Below are 13,300 nucleotides of genomic sequence, written 5' to 3'. Positions count from 1 at the left end.
TTATTATTAATGGCCGTGACCTCCTTCTTCTTCGCTATTCTTTGCTTTTGCCAAAAGGGTAAAAGAATCCTTTAAAACAATTTCCATAGAAGTAATGTCCTGCGTTTCATCGACAAATTCGAACGCAACAAAACCTTCTTCCTCGTTACCTTTTGTGATTTCGAGCATTTCAAAATCATTCATCGGGTTTTCACCTTCTCTCCGTTTTCCGAGGGATTTAAAAATATACTGTTTTGCTTCAAATCGAACTATGGCTTCTTCTGGAACGGCATATCGTTCCTGCGCTTCCACTTCAATAGCTGCATTGACGAACATTCCTGGCAATAAGTCTTCATTTTTTTCCTTTAAATGACCGTGAATCGTAATAGACCTATCGTCACGCACGTTGCTTCCAATGAGAAATACTTCGGCTTCCATCCATTCTTCCGGTGCATTTGCCAGTCTAAAGCGAATGCGTTGCCCATTACGAATCAAGGGAATATCATCTTCATATACCTTAAGTTCTACATGTAAATCTGTTGCATCGGTAATATCCATTATTACATCTTGGGGATTGAAATATTTTCCTGTGTTGATATAAACATCCCGAACCACACCATTTATGGGCGAATACACATTCACGACAGTTGATAGATTACCATTTTTTACACTTGTTGGGTTTATACCTATCAATCGAAGTTTACTTTCAAGCGACTTGATGTTTGCCTGATTGGTCAAATACATACTTTTCGCCTTTTGGAATACTTTTGTTGATGTTACATTTTCATCGTTCAAGGTTTGCTGACGGTCAAAATCTGCTTTGAGATAATCATTATTTGCCAGAGCTTCCAAATATTCCCTTTGGAACTCGATAAATTCTGGATTTTCCACACTTGCTATTACCTGACCCTTTTTAATTCTGCTACCAGGAAGCATTTCGGTATATTTCAAAAATCCCCCGTACAGTACTGTAACTGAAATATTGCCCTGTGGTGGCACATCAATCATTCCGTTTACCGAGATTTCGTGTCCTATTTTTCGTTTTTCAACCTTACCAATGACAATGTTGGTCTGTTCCATTTGCGCATCGGTCAGTTCAACTTGATTTTCTTCTCCTTTGTGGTCATCTTCAACCATTGGTTGTGCATTATCCTTACAACCTGTTGACATTAAAGCGACGATAAAAAAGATTGTTATATATATATTCTTCATTTTATTGATTATTAGCGATGAGTTCTTCGATTTTTATGAGTGTTTGATTGTACTGGTTTACAAAATCCAAATATTTCACTTGAATAGTCATTGCCCTGTTAAGCCCTTGGATGTATTCGATATACCCAACTTCCCCTTCCTGAAATCCACGTTGGGAATTTTTCAACAGCAATTCCGCTTGCGGCAAAGCATTGTTTTTGTACGATTCCAGATTTGTTTGCTCCGTTTGAAGCGTTTCCCATAAGGTATCAAACTGGGTCTGCGCTCTGTTTTTTATAGCTTCCAATTGTGCTTCGTTCTCCATTTTTTGGATTTTGGCAGCTTTGATTTTCGCTGTGTGTGGTTTTAACCAAATTGGGATACTCAAACCCAATTGCACACCTGTAAATCTATCTCCAGAATCGAATACTGTTGGTGTTCCGTTTGCGGTTTCGCCATTGCCTATAAAGGATTGATTGAAATAACCCAATGTGATATCTGGTAATAGTTTTGAAACAGCCACGGATTTTTCATTTTCGGCAAGTTCGATTTGCTTTTGGTAAAAAGCGAGCGTTGGATTATTTGAGATTGCTGTGGAATCCTTCAACTGGGGTAACATTTCAGTTTTTACTTCTAAATTTCCTACATTGATATCAACCAAACTATCTGTATTCATCAGATTTTGCAATTGTAGTTGATGGTTTTTAAGGACAGAAGCGTTATCCAAAATCATAATCTGAATATCTGCCAGTTCCACATTGGCTGTTGCCTGCTCCAATGCATTGCTTTCGCCTGTTTTATAACGCAAGTTCGCGGCGTAGGCAAACCGTTCATAAATGCTGTCCTGTTTTTGCAGTACCATTTGTTTGCTCTTGATATACCACAATTCGTAATACGTGGATTTAACTTGGGCAATCAAATCATTTTTTAGAACCGCTTCATTCAGTTCGCTTGCCTCAATTTTGGTTTTTACCAATTTATTTTGGCTTCCATAAAGTGTTGGGAACGCAAACTTTTGACTAACGCTAAAACGTGTATCATTATCTGCAATGCTATTGATTTGTCCATATTCCAAACCAAAATCAGTTTTAGGTAAATCGAAACTACTGCCTTTCAATGCCTGCTGCTGTTCTGTCTCCAAACGTGACACCTTGATATTGGGATTGTTTTTTAATGCTGTTTCAATTACTTCATCAATATTTTGATAGACTTTTACTTGAGAAGTTGTCTGCGCATTTATGGAAAAGGCACTTCCGAATAATGCCATCAGCATAACAAGAGCTGTCTTATTAGGTTTCATCTTTAATTTTTTTTCAGAATAATAATAGAGGATTGGCAATACCACGAGCGTTAAAAAGGTTGCTGTAATCAAACCACCAATCACTACGGTTGCCAAAGGTCGCTGTACTTCTGCGCCAGAAGTTTGGGAAATTGCCATTGGCAAAAACCCTAGAGAGGCTACGGAAGCGGTCAAAATTACAGGACGTAAACGGGTCTTTGTGCCTTGATAGATGCGTTGGAAAATATCTGAAATTCCGTCTTTTTTAAGTCGGTTAAATTCCGCAATTAAAACGATACCATTTAGGACCGCTACACCAAACAAAGCAATAAATCCAACTCCTGCAGAAATACTAAATGGCATATCTCGAAGCCAAAGTGCAAACACACCCCCAATGGCTGATAATGGAATTGCCGTAAAAATGAGCACACCTTGTTTGATTGACCCAAACGTAAAGTATAACAGAATAAAAATGAGCAACAATGCGAGTGGAACTGCAATTGCCAAACGTTCTCGTGCTTCCACAAGATTTTCAAACTGCCCTCCATACGAAATAGTATAGCCTGGTTTCAGATTGATTTGTGAATCGATTTTTGAACTTATTTCATCAACAACGCTTTCCACATCCCGATTACGCACATTGAAGGCTACGATTATTCGTCGTCGTGTATCATCTCGTTGAATTTGGTAAGGTCCATCTTTTATGGAAACATTTGCTACCTGTTGCAAGGGAATCTGTTGGCCATTGGCACCATTGAGATACAGATTCTGGACATCGTGAAGGTCTGTTCTGTTTTTATTTTCCAAACGTACTACCAAGTCAAACTGCTTTTCGCCTTCATACACCAAGCCTGTGGAAGCTCCAGCGAATGCAGCTTGAATCGTATTGTTTACCGATTTTATATCCAATCCGTATTTTGCAAGTTGTCCACGATTGTAGTTGATGACTATTTGTGGCACTCCCGTGACCTCCTCCGTATAGACATCCACAGCACCTTCCACCGTTCCTGCCAATTTTCCGATTTGGCTTGCATAGGTAGAAAGTTGATTTAAATCTTCGCCATAAATCTTGATGGCGACATCTTGACGCACACCTGTCATCAACTCATTAAAACGCATTTGAATCGGTTGTTGAAAACCAAAGGTAACACCAGGAATAACTTCAAGTGCTTCAGCCATTTTATTTGCCAAATCTTCCCTGTTGGATGCCGAAACCCATTCTGATTTATCTTTAAGAATTATCATTAAATCGGCAGCCTCAATCGGCATCGGATCTGTTGGGATTTCTCCCGAACCAATTTTAGATACGACTTGTTCCACCTCTGGAAAATTATCCAAGAGGATTTTTTCAGCTTTGGTAGTCGCTTTTATTGTATTTGAAAGGGAACTTCCCGTAATAACTCGTGTTTCTACCGCAAAATCGCCTTCTTCAAGTGTTGGAATAAATTCGCCACCCAAGCTTTGGAACACTAAAAAAGCGGTGACGAAAAGTGCAATGGTACTACCAACTACAATAATTCTTGTACGCATTGCCCAATGTATGATTGGTTCGTAAATGCAATAAAAGAAGTCCATTATTTTATCGGAAATATTCCGCTTGTGTTCTGTTTTTTTGCTCAAGACCAATGCCGACATCATTGGAATGTAAGTCAGCGACAATAAGAATGCTCCCAAAATAGCGAAACTTACCGTTTGCGCCATCGGTCCGAACATTTTGCCTTCCGTTCCCACCAAGGCTAAAATAGGTAGATATACAATTAGGATGATGATTTCTCCGAAAGCTGCTGAATTTCGAATTTTACTTGCAGATTGATACACTTCTTCATCCATTTCAGCCTGCGTCAATTTTCTGGAAATTTTTAACGCCCCTAAATGGAATAGGGTCGCTTCCACAATAATGACCGCACCATCCACAATTAAACCAAAATCAACTGCTCCCAAACTCATCAGGTTTGCCGAAACACCAAAAATATGCATCATACTAAACGCAAATAGTAAAGCGAGAGGAATAACGGATGCTGTAATCAAACCAGCACGCCAATTGCCCAACAATAAAAGTAAAATGAAAATCACGATAAGCGCACCTTCCACAAGATTGGTGGTAACTGTACCAATGGCATTGTCCACCAATTTAGTTCTATCCAGAAAGGGTTCGATAACCACACCTTCGGGCAAGGTTTTGCTAATGGTTTCAATTCTATCTTTTACATCCTTTATTACTTTGGCGGAGTTAGCGCCTTTCAACATCATAACAATCGCACTAACCACTTCGCCTTCGCCATTTCGGGTTGTTGCGCCATAACGAATCGCCTTTCCTGTTTGAACTGTTGCAACATCACTTATCAAAATAGGAATGCCACTTTCTGTCTGCTTTACAAGAATATTCTTGATATCTTCTATCGAACCAACAAGGCCTTCGCTTCTAATAAAAAGTGCTTTGTCATTTTTTTCAATATAAGCACCGCCAGTATTTTGATTGTTATTTTCGAGTGCGCTGAAAAGGTCGGAAATGGAAACACCCATACCGTTCAAGCGTTCTGGACGAACTGCAATTTCATATTGTTTTAGATAGCCACCAAAACTACTGACGTCTGCAACGCCTTTCGTTCCCAATAGCTGGCGTTTAATGACCCAATCTTGTATCGTCCGAAGCTCTGTTGCTGTGTATTTGTCCTCATAACCAGGCTTTGTAGCAATGACATATTGATAAATTTCACCAAGTCCCGTAGTCAATGGTGCGATTCCTGGCTTACCGATGCCCTCTGGAATTTGGGATTGAGCATCCGCCAGACGTTCGTTTACCTGTTGTCTTGCCCAATACACATCTACATTCTCCTCAAAAACAATGGTTACAACCGATAATCCAAAACGTGAAAAAGAACGAATTTCATCGATTTGGGGAATGGTTGTCATTGTGAGTTCAATGGGAAAAGTGATTAATCGCTCAACCTCTTGGGCTGCAAGTGTTGGCGAGGTCGTAATGACCTGTACTTGATTATTGGTAATATCCGGAACGGCATCTACAGGAAGCTGTTGCAATGAATAAGCACCCGTGATAATCAAGGCTAGAGTGAGTAAACCAATAACCAGCTTATGGGTTATGGAATACCTAATAATTTTATTAAGCATAGAAAGAATTTAATACAGTTAAACATCACGGAATTATGCCAAAAAATTGCAATTGTCCGCAGCGGAGTGTGACCTTTCTCGGTCAAAATCGGATATAGTTATCCTAGTGTAAAACTGACTATGCCTTTGGAGGCTGGAAAAGAGAGTGTGAAATGTCATTGCCGAAGCTATCGAAATGCGCAAATTTTTCCTTGAAATTCATAAGAATCAAGGGTTCGAACGAAATAATGTTGGATTCGATGGTATGGATATGGCAGCAATGGCAATTGCAAAATGGGGAACACAGGTCGGTTGCGCCATGGTCATGATTTCCATCCATCGCGATTACATTTTCGATTTCCGCATCATCACTTGACATCTTCCCATCATTACACGGAATGAAATTGAGTGCCAAAAAATATAGCGATAATATGATTGCGATTGATTTCACTTTCCAAAGATAACAAGAAATTCATGCAACTGTATTGCAAAGCTTTACTATGCTATGAGTTCCTAAAAAAAGAAAGTTGTACGGGACTGCATTTAATTTCTAAAGTTCAAATAAGGGTATTTCCATAGAATTTAACTAGTACGTTTAAACCCACCTTTATTTAGACTTTCAAAATTGCAGATTTAGTCTACTTATAACGACCGTTTAAATGGACCTTTCTCAACATTATTTAGTAACTATTTACAAATAGCACTTTTAATAGAAAGTTTTTGCATAGAGGACTATTACATAAAAGGTGCAAATAGTGAAGTAATCTCTTCTAGATAAAATTAACTATAAAATCTATTTTAGACAGAGTTCAGTTTACACCATCATTCATGGACTAACCGATTGTAATAGGATACAAATTCCACAACATCCTCATCGCTGATTTCATCCGAAATTTGTTTAGATGAGATGACCATATCTTTGATATTAATTTTCAAAATATCGTTGAGTTCTATTAAGTCTGATTGGTTATGACCAAAAGCGGTATAGGCTTCAATTTTACCTTTTATAATACTCTTGAAAATATCCAGCGCTATAAACGCGGTATCAGGGATATTATTGTTATGGACCTGTTCATTATCCATAGCTTAAAAAGGCCCTTTTTCCCTCGGTCTTTTACTGGTAACTTTCCATTGACCGTTTTCTCTAACCAACTTGAAAATTCCAGTTTTCCCATCGTAGGTGCTGCTGTATTTTATCCAGGCAATTTCGCCATCAACAGCTTCATCTAAAATTTCCACTTCGATGTTTTTATCAGAATCCGGTATCATATTCTGTACAGTAATCAAACTGGCATAGCCTTCTGTAGTAGTATGTTTTTTTAAAGCTGATTCATCTTTTGAAAAAAAACTTCCCGCAACTGCCTTGGCAGTTTCAGAAGGGGATTTTGTTGTGCTTTCTGAACAAGAAAGGAACAACAGTACAAGCGAGCAAATGACGATTTTTTTCATAACAATTTTAATTTGGGTTATTGATATACTTATGCGATACCTTCAATTTTAAATCCCTTTCCCCATTTTTCTCATTCAGCTCAACCACTAATCTACGGTCATTAATTATTGAAAATTTAGGCATTACATAAACTAATTTTACAACTTCGCCCTCAGCTATTCTGGACGGTACGTTGTGCTTAAAAATGGGTTCTTGAAGCAGCTTTTGTAACGATTTTCTTTTGCCTTTTTGTCTTGTTTCTAGCGAGAGATTTAAGAAATTTAAGTCGTAATCCAAACTCGATTTATTCTCAATCTGGATAACAAAGTAGAGTTCTTCCTTATCAAAAACTATATTCTCAACACTCAAAACGATGCTTTCATTTCGTTTTTGTATCGTACCTATTCGTTGCTTTCTTTCAAGAAGATAAGAAGAGAATTTTGTGTAGTAAAATCTGCTGTTATCTACTAAATTCTCAACTTCAGTTACTTCGGTAGTGTCAATGATGATAGGTTTTTCATTGCCTATACTACTTGATTGTGACACGAAATAATTGAGCTTCGATAGCTGCTTTCTATATCTTATAATATACGAAAAAATCGCCCCATTTCTATTGATTATCAATAAATTACTTTCTTTTCCAGGGGTTGCCTGAAGCAATCCAAAGTACTGTTCTTTTTCACGATTGTAGGTAAAGACAAAATTATCCGAACCAGTTACACCTTGCCTAATAGGTTCTGGAAAGAACAGCGCAACGTTTTTGGTGTCGTTGGCATAAATGGTGTCGAGAACTTTGGTTGTTTGTGCTTTCGCGAAAGCGGAAATACATATGACTGCTATTATTAAGACTGAATTTTTCATAAGAGTGCGTTTTTAAATACCCATTATAGGCCTCATAATTTTGGTTTTAAGATTAATTTGTAATTGTTCAAAACCGTAACTTTTACGTTACGATTACTACGTCTAAGAACTTTTGTAATTCCACCTACTTGCGGAACGGCAGGTATGTTGATGTCGCCAATAATGTCGTCAAGAACTTCGGTGGTGGCTTCTGCTCTAAAGTTATTCTCAACATAAATACCTTCGCTTCCATCTTGCAAATCGAATGCTTTGAGCTTTGTAGGATGATGACTAATATTTTCAATTTCAATCAGCGCGCGATTGGGTTGAAAACTAATAAACCCAAAAACTGGTGTATTCTTTGGCATCAGCTTACCATTGATAGTTGCCGATTTAGTAAGGCGCATTCTTAATCTTGTATTTGCCATTACGATTTGGCTGCCATCAACGATGACATAGATACTGTCATCTGTATTTCCAATACTAGAAAAGGCATTGGGTTTAGGCGAAGCAGCAAAAAACAATTGATGTTCTAGACCCAATTCTTTAGCTTGAATTTTTTGTTCTCTTTTAATATCGGCTGAGTCAATTTGCTGGATATTCTTTTGAGCGACTTTCCTTTGTCCAAAATTTTGATATCGTTTTTCAGAATATTGAATTTTACCAGCATTATAAATACTATCCACAATACGTTCTTTTTCACGTTCCGGAAGGTCTTGGTCATAAAATCCCAAGGAATCAATTAGTTTTTCATCGTAGATACTAGGCGCATTATTTTCTCGCACTTCCTTTAGGTCGTTAATAGCATCCAATTTAGAATCATACTCTTTTTGGTTTTCGTCCAAATCGGGTATCAAGGTCTGTTCAAGGTTTTCAGTTTCACTTTCATCATCGCCCATAACCATTACAGAATAGGAAATCAGGAATATGAAAATCACAGCCAATACAGCTGCAAAGACAATTTTATTTTTCTCTACTTTCATCAGATAATTTTTTAAGTGTGTTTTCAAAGTATTCCGTAATCAAAAGACCGTGCGGATTGTTTGGAAAGTTTCTATCAACTGGAATTAAGTTTCCACTAGAAACGAGTTCGTAGGTATCTATTATTGAACCTCTATTAATTTCAAAGACGCTAACCGTTCTAAATACGTATGTTCCATTTTGTTCTTCGATTTGTGAGTCTATACTCAGTACTTTTTGAACTAGCGAATATTGTAGCAATCGGTTATAGACACCATCTGCTTTTTTCTGACGGTACAAATTATCCACAGAACTATTACCCAACCAAAGCGCCTTTTCCAGATTCCGTTCATAATTGCTAGCATCAATGTTATAGAAGTACTTATGGAACAGGTCTAAATGGGCTAAAGCTTCAACCTGAAAATTTTCTTTTTGGGTAACGAGTTTAAGCGGAATAATACTGCCATCGGTATTAATGGCGAAAGCGCTATTGAGTGCTTTTTTATTCGTTTTAAAAGCCATCCAAAGTGAAAAGGTGCTGGACAGCATTGCAAAAATGACAACTGCCAACACGATAAATCTGTTTAATTTTAAGACCTTGTATATGTTCTTGTATGGTGTTTTCATATTTCTATTTTTAATCTGCCTTAGGCAGTAAACAATCTGAGCGTAAAAGATGTGGCGCGTTTATATAATTTGAACTTTAGAAAAAGAATGAAACCAACAGACCCAAGCTGAACGACAGGTGCAAAAAAGCCCTGGCCAACATCTGTCCCAAAAAGGTTTGTCCAAAAATTTGTATTGATTTCAGTATAGAGAGCGTTTACAAATACATTGACCAAAAAGAAGGCTGGCACCAACATATAGACCGCAGCGTACAACTTGAAAAATGTATAAGCAAGCGAACGGAATTTTCCAAAAACTGCTAAACTTATAACCAAGGGGAAGAAGGCTTGCATTATGCCCAATAAAAAATAACGTTCTGAAAGGAATAACGGATAGATGAACAAATCCAAAATCCAGAGGAAAAGGCTAATAATAAATGCAAGTATTTTGAACCCGTAAAGTGGTGTCACCAATGCTTCATATAGCAGCGTCATTGCTGCTGTTGCGACCTCGATAATATTGACATCTTCTTCAATGGGAATATCCTGCATCTGCAAAGGCAATAAAGCTGGTGCTGTACCACGATACTGCCCTTCAATGGAAACTAGGATGCTATCGAAAAAACCTAGTACTTGTGTAGAGAAAATCACCAGAAGAACAACTGCAAAATTCTTTGTGAGTTCCGAAGGACTTAGCCCCCAGGTATAACCATCTTTATCCGCAACCCCTTCATTATATTTTTTTAGGATATTGACCAAAAAGAATAGTACAGCAAGCGTTTTCATTCCAGCAATGGTGTATTGCGAAAAATCACTTGCCTTTATCGTTTGAAAGACTGCATCTACATATTCAAGCCCAAAACTCATTAGTAATCTGTTTCGCGGTTATTGACTTTATCCTGCATTTTTCTAAAGGAAATAATATCCCTGTAGCGTTTCGTTTTTGTCTCAATATTGGAAACCATTTGTTTAGATTCTAGTTCTTTTTCCTTTAAAACTTCAGCACGTTCAGCATCCGACATTTTTAGGTTATCGCTTGATAAAATTTCACCCATAAAATCAACCGTATCTAATGAGTTTTGGACTATGGCATCAAATGATTCCGCAACCCGTGTTACTTCCTCGGGCTTGATGTAAGGCGAGTTTAAAATATCCTGTAAGTCGTTTTGCATTACATTAATAAGGCGTTGATTGTTTTGTGCAATTTGCTCAACTGCTCTAAGTTGTTGTACCACACTCGATACTTTCTCAATGCTTTCTTTTGCATCTTTCAAGAACTGTACGGACTTAATCATTTGAGCTGTCTGCTTTCCAGATTCTACCAGTTGTTTTACTAAACTGATAAAATTGGTATTGTCGTAAGTGGGCATTCCTTGGGCAGTAGCACCGCCAGGCAATAAAATGGCTACCGTGAAGATTAGTCCGAACAAGATTGTTTTGATTTTTGTGTTCATAATATTATGTTTTATATGTGAATTCAATTATTGCTTTTTCCATATCGTGATGCTCATCGTAGAGCTTCATTATTTCCTCGTTTTCTTGTCCATCCGTTAAGTAAGCTGCATACACTTCTTTGGGAACTTCTAACCTGAAAATGTTGCTTTCCTTGCCTATTTTGATGAACATTTCGGTGTATTTCCGTGGACCAGAAAGATTGTTTTTGATGGATTTTAATTGGTTTAAATCGTGGCTGGATAGGTTGAGTCTTTTGACCAATTCGTCATAACCCTTTTCATTGTTCAGGCTATAAATGACTTGTGTGTTTTCAAGTATGCTTGCCGATGTTGCATTATTTGGAAGCTGATTTATCGACTGAAGAATAATACCAATAGCACCATTTTGTTTACGGATGGCTTGGTAATAGAATTCCACACTTTCCAGTACATTATCAAACTTCAGTTGCTTTGCAAACTCATCGAAAAGGATGATGCCTTTTTCAGCACGATTTTTCCATATCGTTCTTTGAATGGCTGACTTTATCAACTTCAACATTACGGACAAGATTTCTTTATTGTCCTTGACTTCATCCAGTTCAAACACAATCAAGCGTTTGTCTTCAATTTTATAGGTTTGGTCTTCACTAACTTCAAACAGGAAGCTATATAGACCATCGCCGACATATTCGGACATTACGTGCAAGAAGCTTGTAATATTGAAGTAGTCGGGATGGATTTTTAAGGTGTCCAGAAGATCTTTCTGATTCCTCTCTATAAAGTTGTAGAAACCATCTAAGGAATGATTTTCTGAAGTATTATTGTAATAATGGCGTAGTATCTTTTTAACCGAAACCGATTGTGCTTTGGTAACTTTTAAATCTGAGGCGAAAAGTTCAAACAAGAAAACGGACAAGTCTTCCAAACGTTCTGGTGTTAGGTCATTTTTATCACTTATATAAAAAGGATTGATGCCTAAATTTTTGCCACTTTCATAGCGAAGCACAGTATATTTTTCGGGATAGAGTTTGGCAAATTTGGTGTAGGATCCACCAAGGTCAATTATGACCAGGCGGACACCACTTTCAAAATACTGGCGCAGAATGTTATTTGCCAAAAAGGACTTGCCTTCGCCAGTAGGTGCAAAAATGGCAAAGTTTCTTGCCTTAATGCGCTTCTTGCGTTCGTCCCAAACATCTTTAAGAACAGGCACATTATGTTCCCTATCATTAAAGATGATTCCGGTAGTATCAGAATTATAATTGGTGTTATTGATGAACAGGCATAAAGCGTGTTTTAAATCGGTAACATATAAATCGTTATTTGAAAAGTTTGAAGAAAAACAGCAGTAACTATTTAGGATATAATTCTTTCGTTCCTCACCTCTAGGATAGTAAGGAATAATGTCTAGTTCCTTAAACTCGGTCTTTATTTTTGAACCGATTCGACTTAAATTTTCTGGGTTCTTGTCCCAATAGATGATGTTTAAATGACCTCGAATAATACGTGCATTATCATCAGCGTTGATTTGGTCAAGGATATGCTGAATTTTACCGAGGACTACTTTATTCTGCGAACCGAAGTTGGAACTTTTATTAAGTTCTTCAACTTTCTTATCCAGTAGCTTGCGCCACTTCTGTTTGTCATCCAGATAAAGGATTTGATTGACAATATGATTTTCATTAAGCGTGAGCCCTAAGCCATCAATAAACCCTTGATGAAACACAAAATCGTCAGAAGTGAATTTCTCATTGGTCTTGCTACTCTGTACACTTTCGCCAAAGCACAGTTCGCTATTGATAGCCAGGGCATCAAAATGGTTTTCGCCAATATTGACGCTTTTTTTATCTAATATGATATCGGTGTCAAACCCTTCATTAAAACCATTGAAATATCCATTCGTTAACTGCTGAATATCTTTCGCTTTAAGCGAAGCAAATTTCATTTTTCGACTATTGTTTATGAAGGAAACAGAATCACTAACAGAACCGACAAAGCTCTTAACGTTGTCATCCAATTGTTGTGTAATCCCTTTGGAAACTTTACGGAAAGGGTTGACATATTTTGAATTGTTCAGCGCTTTATTCTTAGTGAGCGTAAAGAACAAAAAGCAACGATGTTCCATATAATCACGTCCTTTGAAGTGGTCGTGTGTTGCTTTTTCCAAAAACGTTGTATTTGGAAGCGCTTCTGAAGTGTATGTTTTTTTAAGATATATGTCCTGTTTTTGCACTACAGTACCAATAGGTAATGATTTCAAAGCCTGAAACCAAGCACCGTGTATATCTTCAAAGTCTTTTTCGGACAATGAATAAATCTCTGGTAACGTACCTTCATAGCACAGGACAACATTACCATTGTTGGCAAATATGATATTGTCTTGAATATCTACAATAGGTTGATATGCTGAAAGATTAATCTTGTTCATAGTTGAAGCCAGAGTTTCTTTTGTTACTTATTATTCTCGGAAAAGCAT

11 protein-coding genes are annotated in these 13,300 nt (G+C 37.5%); all 11 read right to left on the bottom strand.

Features of this window, described 5'->3' with window-relative positions; translation table 11 throughout:
• Positions 1-6: 6 nt before the first annotated feature.
• Positions 7-1,191: an efflux RND transporter periplasmic adaptor subunit gene (locus PXC01_RS04805; protein WP_073240392.1), complete on the bottom strand. Its 1,185-nt coding sequence runs from the start codon at positions 1,189-1,191 to the stop codon at positions 7-9.
• A 1-nt stretch (position 1,192) separates the two neighbouring features.
• A complete protein-coding gene (locus PXC01_RS04800; RefSeq protein WP_073240393.1) occupies positions 1,193-5,578 on the bottom strand; it encodes a CusA/CzcA family heavy metal efflux RND transporter in 4,386 nt (1,461 codons plus the stop codon).
• A gap of 118 nt (positions 5,579-5,696) precedes the next feature.
• Entirely contained in the window at positions 5,697-6,008 is a 312-nt protein-coding gene (locus tag PXC01_RS18405) for a DUF6660 family protein (protein WP_073240394.1), read from the bottom strand.
• 371 nt (positions 6,009-6,379) lie between these two features.
• On the bottom strand, positions 6,380-6,640 hold the full coding sequence (locus tag PXC01_RS04790; RefSeq protein WP_073240395.1) for a hypothetical protein: 261 nt from the start codon (positions 6,638-6,640) through the stop codon (positions 6,380-6,382).
• A 3-nt stretch (positions 6,641-6,643) separates the two neighbouring features.
• Positions 6,644-7,006, bottom strand: a complete 363-nt coding sequence (locus tag PXC01_RS04785; RefSeq protein WP_073240396.1) for a hypothetical protein — start codon at positions 7,004-7,006, stop codon at positions 6,644-6,646.
• Positions 7,007-7,013: 7 nt separating this feature from the next.
• Complete coding sequence (locus tag PXC01_RS04780) at positions 7,014-7,847, bottom strand: DUF4138 domain-containing protein (protein WP_073240397.1); 834 nt, start codon at positions 7,845-7,847, stop codon at positions 7,014-7,016.
• Positions 7,848-7,879: 32 nt separating this feature from the next.
• The gene (gene traM / locus PXC01_RS04775; protein WP_073240398.1) at positions 7,880-8,809 is read right to left on the bottom strand and encodes a conjugative transposon protein TraM; all 930 of its coding nucleotides are present in this window, start codon (positions 8,807-8,809) and stop codon (positions 7,880-7,882) included.
• The gene (locus tag PXC01_RS04770) at positions 8,790-9,413 is read right to left on the bottom strand and encodes a conjugal transfer protein TraK (RefSeq protein ID WP_073240399.1); all 624 of its coding nucleotides are present in this window, start codon (positions 9,411-9,413) and stop codon (positions 8,790-8,792) included. The genes traM and PXC01_RS04770 overlap by 20 nt, the downstream gene beginning before the upstream one ends.
• 20 nt (positions 9,414-9,433) lie before the next feature.
• Positions 9,434-10,258, bottom strand: a complete 825-nt coding sequence (locus PXC01_RS04765) for a hypothetical protein (RefSeq protein ID WP_073240400.1) — start codon at positions 10,256-10,258, stop codon at positions 9,434-9,436.
• Entirely contained in the window at positions 10,258-10,845 is a 588-nt protein-coding gene (locus PXC01_RS04760) for a conjugal transfer protein (RefSeq protein WP_073240401.1), read from the bottom strand. Before PXC01_RS04760 ends, PXC01_RS04765 begins: the two co-directional genes overlap by 1 nt.
• Positions 10,846-10,849: 4 nt before the next feature.
• Entirely contained in the window at positions 10,850-13,252 is a 2,403-nt protein-coding gene (locus tag PXC01_RS04755) for a TraG family conjugative transposon ATPase (RefSeq protein WP_073240402.1), read from the bottom strand.
• Positions 13,253-13,300: the final 48 nt, after the last annotated feature.

The organism is Maribacter huludaoensis (assembly GCF_029350945.1).
GTDB classification, from domain to species: domain Bacteria; phylum Bacteroidota; class Bacteroidia; order Flavobacteriales; family Flavobacteriaceae; genus Maribacter; species Maribacter huludaoensis.
This window is presented reverse-complemented; position numbering and strand designations above follow the sequence as displayed.

Excerpts from the sequence above, each read along its gene's own strand:
- PXC01_RS04785 (WP_073240396.1), bottom strand. The coding sequence starts at position 7,006 with ATGAAAAAAATCGTCATTTGCTCGCTTGTACTGTTGTTCCTTTCTTGT.
- PXC01_RS04790 (WP_073240395.1), bottom strand. The coding sequence starts at position 6,640 with ATGGATAATGAACAGGTCCATAACAATAATATCCCTGATACCGCGTTT.
- traM (WP_073240398.1), bottom strand. The coding sequence starts at position 8,809 with ATGAAAGTAGAGAAAAATAAAATTGTCTTTGCAGCTGTATTGGCTGTG.
- PXC01_RS04780 (WP_073240397.1), bottom strand. The coding sequence starts at position 7,847 with ATGAAAAATTCAGTCTTAATAATAGCAGTCATATGTATTTCCGCTTTC.
- PXC01_RS04805 (WP_073240392.1), bottom strand. The coding sequence starts at position 1,191 with ATGAAGAATATATATATAACAATCTTTTTTATCGTCGCTTTAATGTCA.
- PXC01_RS04765 (WP_073240400.1), bottom strand. The coding sequence starts at position 10,258 with ATGAGTTTTGGGCTTGAATATGTAGATGCAGTCTTTCAAACGATAAAG.
- PXC01_RS04770 (WP_073240399.1), bottom strand. The coding sequence starts at position 9,413 with ATGAAAACACCATACAAGAACATATACAAGGTCTTAAAATTAAACAGA.
- PXC01_RS04760 (WP_073240401.1), bottom strand. The coding sequence starts at position 10,845 with ATGAACACAAAAATCAAAACAATCTTGTTCGGACTAATCTTCACGGTA.
- PXC01_RS04800 (WP_073240393.1), bottom strand. The coding sequence starts at position 5,578 with ATGCTTAATAAAATTATTAGGTATTCCATAACCCATAAGCTGGTTATT.
- PXC01_RS04755 (WP_073240402.1), bottom strand. The coding sequence starts at position 13,252 with ATGAACAAGATTAATCTTTCAGCATATCAACCTATTGTAGATATTCAA.